The sequence below is a fragment of the Ferrimicrobium sp. genome, from assembly GCF_027319265.1.
GTDB lineage: Bacteria > Actinomycetota > Acidimicrobiia > Acidimicrobiales > Acidimicrobiaceae > Ferrimicrobium.
This window is the reverse complement of record NZ_DAHVNP010000059.1, coordinates 1-17,314: the sequence shown is the minus strand read 5'-3', so window position 1 is coordinate 17,314 and position 17,314 is coordinate 1. Positions and strand designations below refer to the sequence as shown.

Genomic DNA, 17,314 nt, shown 5'->3' with positions numbered 1-17,314 from the left:
CAGACAACCAAGAACACTCGCTAGCGAGCAACGGTGCCGGGCAGATGACAAAACCTCAAGCGATGCCCTGGTCGTGACGAAACCAGCTAACGAGAGCTGGTTTGAGGAGGAGACGGATGATTCGTGGTAGACGCAGGCATTCCTCTTCGCGCCCCGCCTCGCCCGAAGTCAAACAGATCACGACGGCACAGGCGGCCACGATCGAGCAGATGGCCGATGAGATCGGAGAAACCGGTCTGCTCGTCGTCGAGGCAGCCACCAAGGTGGAGTCAATCGCCACCAACATCACCGATCAGGTCGAATTGTTCAAAGAGCTGACCTTGGCCGCCCGCGATCTGCGTGATGGCAATCGTTCCCTCTCTGATGATGCCGAAGCCGCCGCCGATGCTACCCGGAAAATGAACCTTGAGCTTGAACAATCCAGCAACGAGATGGCGGCATCACTCGCAGAGGTCAACTACATGATCCAATGGGTGGCCGACACCAGTACCCAACTTGAGACCCTCCAACAGGAGATGGAAGATGTCGGGCGTATCGCCCACCACCTCGACTCCATCGCGCAGCAAACCCACGTGTTGGCCCTTAATGCCCACATCGAGGCCGCTCGCGCAGGCACTGGTGCGACCGGTTTCACCGTCATCGCCAACGCGATACGAGATTTGGCTGACCAAGCGATCGATGCAGCCGCGTCGATCTCAACCACGCTTGATCCACTGATCGAATCGGTCAATGAGTTGGGAGGCACAACCAAGGGTGCGCGTCGCGGTGCTGAACGTGCCCGCAGTGCGATCGACATCGTCGCCACATCCATCAAGCGCTCTCAAGAGGAAAGTCAGATCCTCGATCATCGAGTTGAGGCGATCGCGACCTTCTCAAGGACGATCAATGAGAAGGTCGGCCTCTTTTCGAACTCACTACTCTCGCTCTTCGATGGCGTTGAGCACTCCGAAAACGACCTCAACGCCGCGACGGCAAGCCTTGAACACCTGATGCGGAGGACGAACTCGCTCGTTCAACTCAGCGCGAAGGTTGGAGTGGAAACAAGCGATACGCCCTTGGTGATGGAGGTTGTACGCTGTGCTCACGTCATCGAGGAACGGATGGAGCGTGCTCTTGCCGCAGGTGAAGTGAGCATCGAGACACTCTTTGACGAGGAGTACGAGGAGGTTCCGGGCACCAATCCCCAACAACACCTCACCCGTTTCACTGAATTCGTCGATCGTACTGTCCAAGATCTCCTTGAAGACTTCCTCGACTACTCACCAGCAGTAGTCTTTGCGGCTGTCGTCGATCGCAACGGCTACCTCTCAACCCATAACCTTAAGTACTCGCTCCCTCCCACGCCTGGGGACCCCGTTTGGAACGCCGCCCACTGTCGTAACCATCGATTCTTCGCCGACCCGACAGGGATCCACGCTGCACGCAGCCGTGACGAGTTTCTCCTCCAGACCTACCGAAGAGACATGGGAGGAGGCAACTTCCTCTTGATGAAGGATGCCTCCGCACCCATCTACGTAGCAGGGCTCCATTGGGGAGCACTGCGCTTGGGCTATGCACCCCTTGCGAGCGCATCCGAAGAGACGAGGCAGGTACAGCGATCGAATCGACCCGCCTCACCCCACGAACCCACGTCGGAGCGCAAGGAACTTAACGAACTTCTGTCCCCTTGGTGATCGCGCCTGCAGCAACCTAGACCCGGCCTGAGAACGTGGCCACAGCGGAAGGCTCACTACTCAGCGGGGCGCCTCCAAGATCTCTCCATGGAGAAAATGGGCACCAGCGTCGACAATACGGGCCTGCACGTAACGTCCCCGATTGCGTTCGCCATCAAACCCAGTCAAATGGACCAACTTGTTTTGCCGCGTCCGCCCCGAGGCGACTAAGGCATCCCGCTTCGAAGGACCATCGATGAGGATCTCCTCGACACGACCGACACGATCCCGATGTTTAGCCGAGGCACTTCGTTCAGTCACGAGCTTGAGCTGCGCGAATCGTTGCGCGATTACCTCCGGGTCGACGAAACGATCCGTCCAAGCACCGGCCTCGGTGCCAGGACGCGGCGAATAGATAAAGGTGAAGGCGGAATCAAACTCACACCGGGCCACCAACTCCAGTGTGGCCTCGAAATCCTCATCGGTCTCACCAGGAAAACCGACAATGATATCAGTGGTCACGGCAAGGTCAGGTACGATCTCCCTTGCCTGGGTAAGCTTTTCGAAAAACCGTGCGCCACGATACCCTCGATGCATCGCCGCGAGCACGCGGTCACTGCCAGACTGTAACGGGAAGTGTAGGCTCTCACACACCGCTGGTGAATCCGCCATCGCGCGAAACGTCTCCTCGCGCATATCCTTGGGATGCGGTGAGGTAAACCGCACACGACGTATCCCGTCAACTGCACCAACGGCTCGCAAGAGATCGGCGAAGAGAGGGCGAATCCTTGCGATGGAGCCGCTGACATAGACTTGTCCTGTCAAGTAACCTCGGTCATGCGAACCTTCCTGCTCGGTGCGCAACCGTCGAGTAAGGTCGCGTCCGTAGGAATTGACATTCTGCCCCAGAAGCGTGACCTCGGTCACCCCTTGCGATGCAAGGCTGCGCACCTCATCCACGACTGCCTGGAAAGGACGGCTGACCTCACCCCCTCGCACCTGGGGAACGATGCAAAAGGCACAGTTGTTGTCGCATCCGGTTTGAATGGTCACCCAAGCCTTGTGTCCCTCCGTCGGCTCGGCACCAAGATCAGCCAGCGGATCAGGTCCTTGGGCTATCTCTCTCACGTCGATCACCCGGCGCTCTTGATCGCTACGTTCGAGCAACTCCACGATCGACGCCAACGCATGCGTACCGACGACGACATCGACATGGGGAGCCCGATCAAAGATCGCCTCTTGTTCACCCTGCGCCAAACATCCTGCCACCACAATCCGTAGATGCGAATCGGCCGCACGTCGCTCCCTCAACTTATTGACCTGCCCAAAGAACCTATTATCAGCGTTCTCCCGTATGGTGCAGGTGTTAAAGACCACCACATCAGCAATCTCTTCTGAGGTCGCTGGCGTCATGCCCTGACGGCGCAACAACGCCACAATACGCTCAGAATCATTCTCATTCATCTGGCATCCAAATGTCTTGACGTAAAAGCTCTTCATCTACCAAAGGAGTCTAGTGGCCCGCGCAACGCCACCTGAGAAAGGGCAACCACTCACGATCGGCTCATCAACACTCGAAGTTGCCCGCATGGCACCGCCGGTCAATCATATTGGGCTTCACTCGTCCGCAGGCAGCCGATCTATGTGCACGGCGTGCTGTGTGCATCGAGGTGCGGTGCATCGAGGTGCGGTCACGCAATCCCTGCCCCTCCCCTCATCTGCCCCAACCCGCACCGCCATTGGCACACAACACCGGCTACCCGCCGCGTACAACCTCTGACCGATGTGACCATGGCGAGAAGAGAGATCGCCACCAAACACAAGTGGTCGACGACCCGGCGGACACCGAATCCGTCGACCACTCTCACCGTTAGCGAATGCAGTCCGCTGCTGAGCCGCAAACTAGTTTGCCGTCTCTGAAAATGCCTCCTCATCATCGGCTGGGAGCATCCCATGGGTCAAACCCTCAACAACCGTCCCACTGACCTTTTCACGAATCTTCTGATCCAACTCCGCCATGAGCTGTGGGTTAGCAGCGAGAAACGTCTTTACATTCTCTCGTCCTTGGCCAAGTTGCTCACCCTCATAGGTGTACCACGAACCCGACTTTTTGATCAGACCCAGCTCCACTCCCACATCGAGGATCGAGCCCTCTCGCGAGATGCCATGGCCATACATGATATCGAACTCCGCCTGACGAAATGGCGGTGCACACTTATTCTTGACGACCTTCACCCTGGTGCGCGATCCGACCATCTCTGTGCCGTCTTTGATGATCTCAACTTTTCGAATATCGAGCCTGACCGACGAGTAGAACTTGAGTGCGCGGCCGCCTGGGGTTACCTCTGGCGAACCATACATCACCCCAATCTTCTCCCGCAGCTGATTGATGAAGATAGCGAGTGTATTGGTGTGATTCAAGTTTGCCGTCAGTCGACGCATCGCCTGCGACATCAGCCGAGCCTGGAGCCCCACATGGGCATCCCCAATATCCCCTTCGATCTCCGCACGAGGGGTGAGCGCCGCCACCGAGTCGATAACGACCACATCGATCGAACCGGACCTGATCAGAACGTCACAGATCTCCAACGCCTGCTCGCCGTAGTCTGGCTGTGAGATCAAAAGACCATCGATATCCACACCGATCGCCTGTGCATACACAGGGTCGAGCGCATGCTCTGCATCGATATAGGCACAATTACCGCCAATACGTTGCGCCTCAGCGACCACGTGAAGAGCAAGGGTGGACTTCCCTGAACTCTCTGGACCGAATATCTCGACAACACGCCCACGAGGGAGTCCGCCGACACCGAGAGCGAGATCAAGTGCCATCGCTCCAGTCGAGACCGACTCGATCGTCATCTGCGGAGCCTCGCCCATGCGCATGATCGAACCCTTGCCAAATTGCTTTTCGATCTGGGCGATCGCTATATCAAGTGCCTTATCCCGTTCCACCGTTCCTCCTCGTCAACTCTTACCATAGACTAGATCGAAGCTCGGACAATTCGTACATCTGATCGAATATAATCGCCACATTCGCCACAGAGCGACTCACTCCGGTGGCAACCGATCATCTCAGCGTCTCACATCCGTCTCCGCAAGCTCGAATCCGCGTGCCGACCCACTCAGGGTCAATCGCACCAGATCGAGCGCGGTCGCGGTGGCATACGTGCGGATTCGCTCGCGATCTCCTAGGAGCTGCACCCTACGTGCCGAAGAATGACCACGCAGGCTCATCCCAATCCACACCGTGCCGACAGCCTGGCCCTCCATCATCTCGGGTCCGGCGACTCCGGTGGTCGCGACTCCGAGTTCACTCCCTAACAGCCGAGCCACACCTTCAGCCATCGAACAGGCAGCCTCCTCGGATACCACCGCAGCCGTCTTGACACCAAGCAGCTCCTCTTTGACGGCCGTGGCGTAGCTAACGACTCCACCACGGAACCACCGAGAGGCTCCAGGAACACGTACCAGTTGCGAGGCCACCATGCCTCCGGTGAGCGACTCCGCAACCGCGATCGAGATACCCTGCGTGAGAGCGAGCTGGGCCACTACGGATTCAAGGGTATCGTCGTCTACTCCAAAGATGGCATCCCCGAGAAGCCCACGCGCTTGGGCCTCCTCACGATCAAGTAGGATAGCGGCCTCCTCCTCGCTCGTGGTGTTGACCGTAAAGCGTACCTTTACCCCTTCGATCCCCGATGCGAGAAAAGCAATGGTGACATTCGAACCCTCAAGTTCCTCGAAACGCGGTGCCATCAACTCAGCAAGGCGTGACTCACCAAGCCCCCAGGTTCTCAACACCCTGGATCGAATCACGGTAGCGTCTTTACGCCGTGCATGCAACTCGGCGAGCACCTCATGAGCGAGCATATCGTCGAGTTCATACGGGACGCCAGGCAAAGCGAAGATAACCTTCTCTCCAACCGGAACGATCAACCCAGGCGCCGTACCCTTGCGCTGAGCGATAATCGTTGCCCCATCGGGCACCAGAGCCTGTCGATAGTTATTGGCCGACATCGGCCGACCTCGCTGGGCAAAGAGTTCCTCGATGACCACACGGACCTCGGCATCCTCACGTAGCGGTCGCCGAGCGAACTCCGCAATCGCCTCTCGCGTGATATCGTCCTGGGTCGGCCCGAGACCCCCACTGGTGATCACCGCATCCGCATCTCGAAGCGCTAGCTCCAACGCGGCAACGATGCGCTCGTGATTATCACCAACCTTGAGCTGAAGGTGAGAGGAGAAGCCATTGGCCGCCAACATCTGTCCAATGCGCGCCGAGTTCGAGTCGACAATCTGCCCGAGCAACAGCTCGGTCCCGATGGCGACGACGGCTACCTCCAACGAACGTTAGGCCTTGATGCTCTTGGAGTCAAAGAAGTACTGCACCGCGCTCACCAACGCCAGCACCACCGCAATCCACACTCCGACGTTAATCAGCGAATGGTCGTGTTGGCCGACAAACGGAATCAGGGCGAAGCCAATCACCAAAATTTGCACCAGCATCTTGAGCTTGCCGGGCAGTCGCGCGGGCAGACTCTTACCCGAAGCGAGCACCTGTGTGCGATAGACAGAGACCGCAACCTCCCGAAGCCCCATAATCAGCACAGGAAGACCATCAATACGGTGCAGAACAAATAAGGCACCAAACGCTGCGAAAACAAGAATTTTGTCGGCAAGGGGGTCAAGGAAGGCACCCGAGCGCGTGACACCCTGGCGTCGTGCGATGTAACCATCTGCCTTGTCGGAGAGCGCAAGCCCCGCCCAGAGCCAAAATGGAACGATCGAGGTGGGCGATGACAGCAACAACAGTACAAACACCGGCGCAAAGCAGATGCGCAACACCGTGATAGCGTTTGCTGGTGTAGCTATGGCGGAGGGGCCATAGATGAGGCGCTGTGGAGTAGACATCTGCGACCAGTTTACTCCATTTACGGTGCCGCGATTACACAATCCGCGCTTCAGCTCTCGCTTGGCTCCTTCAGAGTGGTCAATCCGTCAAGATCAACGGCGAGAGGGCGCACCTCGTAGCCCAAGCCACTCGCACGCATCGCCTGATCGACGTGCTGATGCACCCGTTCAACTCCATCGACATCGGTAAACCCGACACAGATCGTGCCAGCACCTGACCAGGAGGCCCCCAAACAGCCCGCCTCCAAGAGCATATCGAGCAGTCGCTTTGCCGCAGGGAAGGCCGCCGTGCGCGCCTCCTGATGCAGGCGGTCCTCAAAAAGCTCAGGTACCAGATCTTCGACATGGCCGAGCGAAGCGGCCAATACCACCGCGTGAGAGAGGTTAAAGACTGCATCGCCAAAGGGTACCGTCGGCGGGAGCAGCCGCCTCGCCACCTCCGTCACCAATCGATCAGGAGGAATAATGACCACCAACCGCAACAAAGGATCCACGGGGATTCGTCGAATGACAGGACCGCCGGGAGCGACCAACGCCGCAACACCACCGCCGTAATAGGAGGCGGCGACGTTCTCCGGGTGACTCTCAAAGTCAAGCGCGACCCCAAGAGGATCTGGATGCCCGAGAGCACCGGCAACACCCAGAGCTACCGCCGCCGATGAGCCAAGGCCCCTCGCCAAGGGAATCTCTGAGTCGATGACCAACCCGACATGATCATGGCCAAGAACCTCGATTACCAGCTGATGAATCAGGTGGTTCCCGGTTACCACCTCGGCAGCACCCTCTCCATGCAGCTCGACCGCAAAGGAGTCCGACGGGTAGGCGGTGGCGGTGAGAAACAGTGGCACAGCGAGCGCCAACGTATCAAACCCGGGTCCCAGGTTCGCCGAGGAGCCTGGGACCCGGACACTCTTGAAACCCATCACTTCACATCCTCTGTCCTAGAAGTGGGTCAACCTCCACACAATCGACGGGTGCACGACGGCGTTAGCGACCTTTAACGGAACTATCTTAAGCTGCTCACCAACGGTCAGCGTCGCCGTGCCAACTTTAGCACCAGCCGGGAGGCCATAGACCGACTTGTCGATCGTCGGCGTAAAGGACTCGGTTAGTCCCGGCCACCCGATCTCCGTTACAGACTCAGTAGCCACCACTGGGTCCGGATTGGCCCCGGGTACATCGAGGTAGCCAACCACCTGCCCCTTATGTAAGACCGTCAACTCTCGCGGGATCGTCTGCAGCGACTTTGCCATCGCCTCGCCATCGTGGAGTGCGTTGATCAGTGGTTCCACGCCACCGACATCGAGGATGGTACCAAGGCCGTAAAGATTGGACTGTCCTACCTTGATCTGTGTCGCCATCGCAAAGCTACCGGTCAAGATAGAGCCCGTCTTGGCACCGACGATGTTGTCGTGCCCAAGAGCATAGTTCACGTTGTAGACCGTGCCCGCGACTGGCAGCGTCGCCTGTGGCATCGCCGCAATGTTGGCGAGGACTGGGTTTGACATAAACAGCGCCTCGATCTTGAGCTGGTCACGCGGGATCGACAGTGTCGATGGGGTTACACCACTTGGATCACCGTAGTGGGTATGGTGGAGACCTAAGCTCTGCGCGTAACTGTTCATCTCGGCAACAAAGCGGCTAACCGAGCCGGCATCCCACTTGGCCAAGACACTAGCAATATTGTCAGCGGAGGGGATCAGCAGGAGCTCTAGGAGCTGTTCCTCTGAGAGCACCTCCCCTTCCCTGATCGCCCCGACTGAGTCATTGGCATTCTTATCGTTGACATAGATCTGGTAGTCCTGGGGAGTCATGGTGAGGCTCGGCCCACTCTCACCAAGCGAGATTGGATGAGCCTTGAGCGTCAGGAGCGCAGTGGTCATCTTGGTAACTGAAGCGATCTCCGTCTCATGCAGATCGCCGTGTTGACCAAGCAGACCAACGCCGAGAATCTCTGCCGCCGCCTCGGCGTGCGCTGGCCATGCAACGCTGGGTGGAGTTCCTGGGATCTTCGAAGAGGCCGCCAAGGATGCAGCGTAGCTCGGGCTCGGCACTCCGCGCACCAGCTGGATAATCGAGCCGAGTCCCAGGATGAGAATCAGCACCAATACGACGACGAGCAAACGCCTCGCCAGCATCGTGGAATTGCGCCCGGAATAACTCCGTCGACTGCCCTTTGCCGCCACCCACTGGTCACCGCGCGCCATTCACGCCCTCCATTTTCCACTACCTGTACGCGACTTGTCCGTACCTGTCAAGCCCATCATCATAACCGACGAGAGAGACAGTTTGGTGAGAGGAACATGAATCCGCCAAACCCGTCGTCGACAGAGTATCGCTGACCTTGCGCGCACCCAAGACGAGAGTCATGCTTCTCAGATATCGAGCTCCTCAAGTTCCTCTGGCGATACGAGAACCTGCCGTTGCTTTGAACCATCAGCTGGCCCAACGATCCCTCGGTCCTCAAGGAGGTCCATCAGTCGTCCTGCCCGTGCGAAACCAACTTTGAGACGCCGCTGCAACATCGACGTGGACCCCGCACCAGTCTCAACGATCAGTCGTGCCGCTGTCGCGAAAAGGGGATCTACCTCACTAGCCAAATCACTCTTAGGCTTGGCGGAATCCTCTACTTTGTCGAGTTCCTCGAGGTAGGAGGGGGTACCCTGACGGCGCCAATATCCAACCACCGCCGCCACCTCATGTTCCGAGACCCACGGCGCTTGCAACCGTCGAGGCTGGGAACTCGTAGCCGTGACCATCAAGAGATCACCTTTCCCCACAAGCTTCTCGGCCCCAAGCTGATCCAAAATCACCCTTGAGTCGGTCTGTGAGGCGACCGCAAAGGCGATTCTCGAGGGCACATTGGTCTTGATCACCCCAGTGATGACATCGACCGAGGGCCTTTGGGTCGCGATCACGAGATGGACCCCAACCGCACGTGCCTTCTGCGCGATCCGACAGATTGAGTCCTCAACATCGCGTGGTGCCGCCATCATGAGATCGTTCAGCTCATCAATGACCACCAAGATATAGGGCAGCTCCTCAGGTGGCCCCTCGTCTGGATCTTCCCTTCCCGCAGAGAGCGCAATCAGTTCGCGGTAACCGACAATGTCGCGTACTCCCCAATGGGCAAGAATATCATAGCGACGCTCCATCTCTACGACCGCCCAGTTGAGCGCGTGCGCTGCCTTTTTGGGGTCGACTACCACGCTCGTGAGTAGGTGAGGCAATGCATTGTACTGCGAGAGCTCAACCCGCTTGGGATCCACAAGGATGAGACGTAATTCTCTTGGCGTATTGCGCACTAACAGGCTGGTTAAAAGCGAGTTGATCAACGATGACTTCCCCGAGCCCGTCGAACCTGCCACCAGGACATGGGGCATCGCCGCGATGTCAAAAACAGCCGCTGTACCGGAGATATCTCGACCGAGTGGCACCTCAAGCACCTTGTTGGCTCGTTCCATCTGTGGACTCGCCAGCACGTCACCCAGGGTCACGACCTCACGAACCCGATTCGGAACCTCGACCCCAATCGCGCTCTTCCCAGGAATCGGAGCAAGGATGCGCACATCGGTCGCGGCCATCGCATACGCGATATCGCGCTGGAGCGCGAGAACGCGTGCAACCTTGACCCCCTCGGCCAACTCCAGTTCATAGCGTGTTACGGTCGGACCAACAGTCATGTTGACGACCTTGACGGTCACCCCATGTGAGCCTAAAGCACTCTCGAGCACCCGGCCTCTCCGCTCAAGGTCTGCTCGGTCGATCTTGGCGCGACTCCCCCGCTTCAACAACGATTGCGGTGGTAGCCGCCACGGGCTATCCTCCCGCGCGGGCGGCATCAGCGTCTCCACGAGTACCGGTTCCTCGAGGGGTGTCGGCTCCTCGAGGGGTGTCGGCTCCTCGAGAGGCATCGGCGTTCCAACAGCTGTCTCAGTGGCATCAGGGGTGGCTACTCGGACCTCCTCAGCGGCCTTCACCTCAGAGGACGCCAGACGCCGTCGTTTGCGGGTTCGCCCTGGGATAGCCTCCTCTTTGGCCTGTGACTCCCGTGCCTCGGGCGATGATGGTGCATGTGTCTTTGCGAGTCGTGCAACAAGCCAGTTCATCGACTCCCGGGGCCTAAGTCCAACCAAGCCAAGTAGACAAACCACCCCAATCAGCATGAGTATGATCGTTCCCCCGATCGATCCCGCTACGGTGGTTGCACCAAAACCAATCAGGTCGCCGACGACACCACCATTGTGTGCTCCAGGTAGTACAAGATTGGCTCTCGTCCCCAACGTGATCGCCGCATCGATCGCGGCGATCACCATTACGAGCACGCCCGCGATGATGGACGTATGCCGGGGTAAGCGTGCGTACCTCATCAAAACAGCGAAGCCAATGACGGCAGCGACCAGGTACAGTACCCATGCCGGATCTCCCAAGAGATCATGGCTCAGCCCTAACAGTACCCTTCCCAGGCCTCCAAACAGCCCCGAGTACGCCACGAGTCCGAGCAGCAGCGCTCCGACCATCCAGACAAGACCTGTCGCCTCGCGTGACCAGTGCACCGGTGTCGCCGCCGTAGCCGGTCGGCTGCCCGACTTGCGCTTGGTGGGTGTGGGCTTCCTTGGGGCACCTTGCTTTCCGCGAGAAGATGTCGCCACTTACACCTCGATCACGAGTGGGACGATCAGCGGTCGCCGTTTGGTCTGCTCTCGAATGTACTTACCGACCCTGCGCTTGAGTTGGTCCTTCAGATGGCTCACCCCCTGATCTGGATTCAAACTCATCACAGTAGCCGAGACTACATCACGGATCGCGAGCAGAAGCCCTTCTTCACGTTCGTCATGGACCCATCCGAACGAGAAAATCTCCGGTTCCCCAACGAGCCGCCGCCCTTCGGCCATCGTGAGTGCAGCCACGACAATACCATCTGCGGAGAGGCTGCGGCGATCCCTCAACACACTGGCGTTGATATCACCCACCTTGCCATCGACATAGAGATAATCACCGGACCGTGATACGCCAGCGGCCATTCCTGAGGAGGTGAGCAGCACCTCATCACCGTCGTTGCAGATACGCGCCGCTCCGCTGACCACACCAGTTTCGATGGCCAACTGATGATGCGCAGCCAAGTGACGATACTCGCCATGCACAGGTATAAAAAACTGCGGCCGCACTAAGGTGATGAGGAGCGAGAGTTCGTCCCGACGCGCGTGCCCAGAGGAGTGGACCCGCCGAACCGAGGGGTAGATCGCACGGACGCCTAGCCGTGCGAGTTGATTGATGACCCGGTAGACAGCAGATTCGTTGCCAGGTATCGTATCCGACGAGAAGATCACCGTGTCACGATCGCCCATCGTGAACCAAGGGTCCTTAGCGAACGCCAACCGGTGGAGCGCGGACGAGTGCTCGCCCTGGGAGCCAGTGGCGATGATACAGACTGACGCCGGATCGAGCTCGTCGATCTCCTCCACATCGATGAGTCCACTCAACGCACCCTCTGGAAAGAGGCCAAGCTGCTGGCCCAACTTCGTATTGCGTTGCAGCGAACGTCCCACGAGGCAAATGCGCCGGCCAGAGGCCTGGCATGCAGCAATAATTTGTTGGATACGGTGCAGATGTGACGCAAAACACACCACCGTCAACCTTCGATCGCGATTCTCGGCGAAGACCTCGGTGAGGACTCCTCCAACGGAACTCTCTGAATTCGACGAGCCCGGTTCGTCCGCATTCGTCGAATCCGAGAGCAACAACCGCACACCGTTGGCACCCAGGGTGGCCATACGATCGAGCCCAAAAGCTCGAGCGTCAACCGGGGTGCGATCGATCTTGAAGTCGCCAGTATGCAGAATCAAACCTTGGGCCGTCGAGACCGCGACCGCAGTCGCGCCTGGAATAGAGTGGGTGACTGGAATAAACTCCACCTGGAACGGGCCAACATTGACCGATTCATAATCAGCAATCTCCCGATAGTGGATACCCGAGACTCCCGATTGTTCGAGCCGTGAACGGGCAAACGCCATCGTCACCGCCGAACCATAGATGGGCATCGGAACCTCTCGCAGCAGGTGCGGCAGCGCTCCGATGTGATCCTCATGCCCATGGGTGACCAACACCCCGTGAAGATCAAGATCTGCCTCAACGAGATACCGATAGTCGGGCAGGACCACATCCACGCCAGGCATGTCTGCCTTGGGGAACATCACCCCACAGTCGATCACCACCGCATCACGGCCTTGGGAGATGACCAGCGAGTTCCGTCCAATCTCGCCCAACCCACCAAGAAATCGGACCGAAACGGTCTCCTCGGCGGCAACAACATTACTCATGGATGAGCTCCACTCCTTCATTCGCCAGGGCCATACGTAGTTGGGCGTAGAGTTTGACCGCCTCTTTACGCAGTTCCTCAGGGGGGTCAATCAATGGTGATCGAGTAAACCCTTGACACACCCCGAGCTCTGCCATCATCGCTTTGGTTGGGATCGGGTTCGGATACAACTCACTACTCTCGAAGTCATAACTCGGAATCAACACCCGGTTCAGCCTCGCCGCCCGCTCAAGATCTCCATGCAGGGCGGCATCGATCAGGGCCTGGAGACCCACCCCGGCCCAGTGGGAGGCTACGGAGACGATACCAACCGCTCCAAGGCTCAAGAAGGGCAACAACAATGCATCATCACCACAGTACACCTGGGCACGACCCTCCAGGGCAGCGGCAAGCTTCGCAAGGCGGGCCACATCTCCCGAAGCATCTTTGACCGCCACGATATTGGCGTGTCGTTCCATCAGTGCGAGGAACGTGGGCAACTCGATACGACGTCCGGTGCGCGCGGGGATGTCGTAGAGCATCACCGGCAGCTCAGTCGCCGCTGCAATCGTCGAGAAATGGCGGATGAGTCCGGCTTGCGGCGGACGATTGTAGTAGGGAGTCACTGCAAGGATCCCGTCAGCCCCCACCTCCTCGGCATCGTCAATCAGACGGAGCGAGTGAGCAGTATCATTGGTGGTCGCACCGGCCAACACCGGACAATCCACGGCCTCGCGAACCAACAACCATAACAATCGCCGCTCAGCGTCGGAGAGCGTACCCGATTCTCCAGTGGAGCCGGTCACCACCAGCGCATCGGAACCGTTAGCGACGAGCCAACGCGCAAGCGCAACGACCCCATCCTCATCGATACGTCCATCGGCCATAAATGGCGTGCCCATTGCGGTGACGACTGCTCCAAACATCGGTGTCATCGACGTCATCCTCCCCTCATCTGCTATGCCAACCACGGCCAACCTGCCTTCATCACGACTCTCGTCGTCTCAATCTCCCCCGAGTAACCTATCGATCCCGATCACGAGCCGGTCAAGACTCCTCACCCGATCCACCGCCAAGAGCACACCGGGCACAAAGGATGCACGATCATGTGAGTCATGCCGAATCGTCAACGTCTGACCCGCCGCACCAAAAACAACCTCGTGATGGGCAACCGCTCCGCGAAGCCGGAGCGAATGAATCCGTATCTCGTCATCGACGAGCCCACCACGTACCCCTTCAACCTTCAGGTTACTCGTTCGATCACCGAGAAAACCACCCTCACCCACTCCCTGACGGGCATGAGCAATCCACTTCGCCGTCTCAAGGGAGGTTCCCGATGGGGCATCCACCTTCTGGTCATGGTGCGTCTCCACGATCTCCACACTCTCAAAGTAAGGGGCACACAGCGCCGCACATCGCATCATCAAGATAGCGCCGATTGAGAAGTTCGAGGCGATCACACACCCCACTCCGACAAAGGCCTGCGCAAGCTCGTCAAGCTCCTCTTGAGTGTAACCAGTCGTGCCAACCACCGCAGGGATGCCGGCTTCGGCCAACTTGAGCAAGTTGCGGTAGGATCCACGGGCCTCAGTGAAGTCGATGACTACCTCCGGCCCCTCGGCGATCAACGACTCAACATCGCGACGCGCTATGAGGCCCGCCGCCTGACGTCCAAGCATCTGTCCGAGATCAATGCCCGCGAGTTTGGGGTCCACTGCGGCAACCAACTCATACGCCGGGTTCTCGAGAATCACTCGACACACGCTTGAGCCGACCTTGCCACCTGCACCCAGCACACCAATTCGCATGTGAGCCATGCTAGTGGGCGACATGCCGTTGGTCACGATTCGTTGCCTTCGTTCACTCCTGACCACACTACGACTGCAAGAGGCGGGCTTCACACATCCCATCACCACTCGCGCGCAGAGCCAAGGTTTGCTAACGCCTTACGTGGAGAGAGCTACGCGGGCGGGTATTACGTGACCAAGCCTCCCGCCAGATAACGTATGCTAGCCAACCAAGCTACGCGCTTGGTTGGCTAGGCTACGACTAACGATAGGGCGACTAGCCCAGGTCGCCGATCTCCCGTGCGAGCTCGGACTCGAACGAATCCTCGAACGAGACGCGATTCGTCGGTTCAGGCGCCGCCGCTTGGGCATGCTTCCTCTCCGAAGGCACGTGTTCGGACTCTCGAGGCTCGGACTGGGAACCTTCATCAACGAGTGACAGCGCCAACTTGCCGGAGGGATCGATCTCATCGACCCTCACCGAGATCTCCTGGTTGAGCTCGAGCACATCCTCGACCCGCTCGACGCGCTTACCGCGCCCCAACTTGGAGATATGCACCAATCCATCACGTCCAGGAAGGATATTAACGAATGCACCAAATTTCGTGATCCCAACGACCTTACCCAGGTACACAGCGCCAAGCGTGGCCTCTGGTGGGTTGAGAATCAACTCGATGCGACGTTGCACCTCTTTGACCATCTCGCCATCCTTCGAGCCGATAACGACTCGTCCGACCGTACCATCATCATCGACCGAAATGTCACAACCGGTGTCGAGTTGTAGTGCGTTGATATTCTTACCCTTTGGACCGATGATCTCGCCGATCTTGTCCATCGGAATCTGGATGGTCACAATACGCGGGGCTGTCGCCGCGACCTCAGACCGCGGAGCCGGAAGCGTCTCTTCGATGACATCGATGATCTGCATCCTCGCGGTATGGGCCTGCTTGAGCGCCGATGCCAACACCTCTGCTGGAATGCCATCGATCTTCGTGTCAAGCTGCAGGGCCGTGACAAACTCACGCGTACCCGCTACCTTGAAGTCCATATCACCAAAAGCATCCTCGGCACCCAGAATGTCGGTGAGCGTCACGTACTTGCCATCCTCGTAGATGAGCCCCATGGCAATGCCGCCGACTGGCGCCTTGATCGGCACCCCAGCGTCCATCAACGAGAGGGTCGATCCGCAGACCGAAGCCATCGAGGTAGATCCATTGGAGCTCAAGACCTCGGAGACGAGACGGAGTGCATAACTGAACTCCTCCTCGCTTGGCACCACCGGAAGAAGCGCTCGCTCAGCAAGCAAGCCATGGCCGATCTCTCGACGCTTGGGACCACGCATAAAGCCTGGCTCACCGGAGGCGAACGGGGGCATATTGTAGTGGTGCATATAGCGCTTGGTGTCTTCGACACCCAAGGTGTCGAGTAGCTGATTCATGCGTGGCATACCCAGCGTGCAGATATTGAGCACCTGGGTCTCACCTCGCTGGAAAAGACCAGAGCCGTGTGCCGTAGGAATCAGCCCCACCGCCGCAGAGAGGGGACGAATAGTGGAGGTATCGCGACCATCGATACGTACGCCCTCATGCACAATTCGATCGCGTACGACCGCCTTAAGGAGGGACCGCAGTGCTGCCTTGATGGCTCCACTTTGATCCTCGAAGCGGGAGGCGAGCTCCTCTTGGACCTGGGCGTTGACGGCTTCAATCGCGGCCGCTCGCTCCAGCTTGTCGGCGATGGCATTCGCAGCAACGAGCTTTGCTCGACCACTCGTAGCGACCGCTTCAGCGATCTCATCACTGTAGTCCTTGACGGGGGTCCAAACCATTGGCTCCCGTGGCGTCGACTTGGCGAGAAGCTCCTGCTGCAGTGCGATCGACTCAGCGATCCAACGCTTCGCCTCCACCAGACCAGCGGCGACGACCTCTTCGGTCGGTATCGCGGCCTTGGCTTCGTAGGCCTTCCAAGTGAACTCGGTACCACCAGCCTCGACCATCATCACAGCGACATCGGAGCCATCGCTCGTCATCCGTCCCGCAACGACCAGCTCGAAGGAGCTCTCGTCACCCTCTTGATAGGTCGGGAATGGTATCCACCGACCATCTGCTGCCAACGCAATGCGAACCGCACCGATAGGACCCTCGAAGGGGATACCCGACATCATCAACGCCGCCGACGACGCATTGATCGCGAGGACGTCATGCGGGTTGATCAGATCAGCACCAAGGATCGTGACCACTACATGGACATCATTGCGAAACCCATCGGGAAAGCACGGACGGAGTGGACGGTCGATCAACCGGCAGGTCAAGATGGCCTGATCACTTGCGCGGCCCTCACGCCGGAAGAACGAACCCGGAATCTTCCCGGCGGCATACATCCGCTCCTCGACGTCAACCGTCAACGGAAAGAAATCGATCCCGTCTTTTGGTTGCTTGTTGGTCGTGGCCGTCGCAAGCACCATCGTGCTGCCGAGTTGGGCCACCACTGCTCCATGAGCCTGCGGAGCAAGAAGTCCGGTTTCAAAACGAATCAGGGTATCCATACCCGTGAACTGACGCTCGACACTGATTGCCGACATATTTCTCCTTATTTACGATTGCTTGTTCTGGAGCAAACGCGACTAGCGTCGCAAACCAAGACGGGATATCAAAGTACGGTAG

At 58.5% G+C, this 17,314-nt stretch carries 12 protein-coding genes; 1 reads left to right on the top strand and 11 read right to left on the bottom strand.

The features are described 5' to 3' along the window. Window positions 1-116 precede the first annotated feature (116 nt). Window positions 117-1,673: a methyl-accepting chemotaxis protein gene (locus tag M7439_RS08605; protein ID WP_298341418.1), complete on the top strand. Its 1,557-nt coding sequence runs from the start codon at window positions 117-119 to the stop codon at window positions 1,671-1,673. Window positions 1,674-1,733: 60 nt separating this feature from the next. On the opposite strand, the gene M7439_RS08600 is transcribed toward M7439_RS08605, so the two are convergent. The 11 genes from M7439_RS08600 to M7439_RS08550 all read right to left on the bottom strand — a co-directional run bounded on the left by M7439_RS08600 (window position 1,734) and on the right by M7439_RS08550 (window position 17,232). After that, window positions 1,734-3,152, bottom strand: coding sequence for a MiaB/RimO family radical SAM methylthiotransferase (locus M7439_RS08600; protein ID WP_308464464.1), 1,419 nt, complete (start codon window positions 3,150-3,152; stop codon window positions 1,734-1,736). Between the two features lie 402 nt (window positions 3,153-3,554). Next, entirely contained in the window at window positions 3,555-4,607 is a 1,053-nt protein-coding gene (gene recA, locus M7439_RS08595) for a recombinase RecA (RefSeq protein ID WP_298334808.1), read from the bottom strand. Window positions 4,608-4,727: 120 nt separating this feature from the next. Continuing rightward, a complete protein-coding gene (locus tag M7439_RS08590) occupies window positions 4,728-5,999 on the bottom strand; it encodes a competence/damage-inducible protein A (protein WP_298341413.1) in 1,272 nt (423 codons plus the stop codon). A gap of 6 nt (window positions 6,000-6,005) precedes the next feature. Continuing rightward, window positions 6,006-6,566: a CDP-alcohol phosphatidyltransferase family protein gene (locus tag M7439_RS08585; protein ID WP_298334812.1), complete on the bottom strand. Its 561-nt coding sequence runs from the start codon at window positions 6,564-6,566 to the stop codon at window positions 6,006-6,008. Between the two features lie 50 nt (window positions 6,567-6,616). Continuing rightward, window positions 6,617-7,489 (bottom strand): homoserine kinase, encoded by an 873-nt coding sequence (locus M7439_RS08580; RefSeq protein WP_298341410.1) that lies wholly within the window; start codon window positions 7,487-7,489, stop codon window positions 6,617-6,619. A gap of 18 nt (window positions 7,490-7,507) precedes the next feature. Beyond that, window positions 7,508-8,773: a hypothetical protein gene (locus tag M7439_RS08575; RefSeq protein WP_298341408.1), complete on the bottom strand. Its 1,266-nt coding sequence runs from the start codon at window positions 8,771-8,773 to the stop codon at window positions 7,508-7,510. Window positions 8,774-8,941: 168 nt separating this feature from the next. Continuing rightward, window positions 8,942-11,218: a DNA translocase FtsK gene (locus tag M7439_RS08570; RefSeq protein ID WP_298341405.1), complete on the bottom strand. Its 2,277-nt coding sequence runs from the start codon at window positions 11,216-11,218 to the stop codon at window positions 8,942-8,944. Further along, on the bottom strand, window positions 11,219-12,886 hold the full coding sequence (locus M7439_RS08565; protein WP_298341402.1) for a ribonuclease J: 1,668 nt from the start codon (window positions 12,884-12,886) through the stop codon (window positions 11,219-11,221). After that, window positions 12,879-13,808, bottom strand: coding sequence for a 4-hydroxy-tetrahydrodipicolinate synthase (gene dapA / locus M7439_RS08560; protein ID WP_374045751.1), 930 nt, complete (start codon window positions 13,806-13,808; stop codon window positions 12,879-12,881). Before dapA ends, M7439_RS08565 begins: the two co-directional genes overlap by 8 nt. A 60-nt stretch (window positions 13,809-13,868) precedes the next feature. Continuing rightward, complete coding sequence (dapB, locus tag M7439_RS08555; protein ID WP_298341395.1) at window positions 13,869-14,672, bottom strand: 4-hydroxy-tetrahydrodipicolinate reductase; 804 nt, start codon at window positions 14,670-14,672, stop codon at window positions 13,869-13,871. 256 nt (window positions 14,673-14,928) lie between these two features. Then, window positions 14,929-17,232, bottom strand: a complete 2,304-nt coding sequence (locus M7439_RS08550; RefSeq protein WP_298341392.1) for a polyribonucleotide nucleotidyltransferase — start codon at window positions 17,230-17,232, stop codon at window positions 14,929-14,931. Window positions 17,233-17,314: the final 82 nt, after the last annotated feature.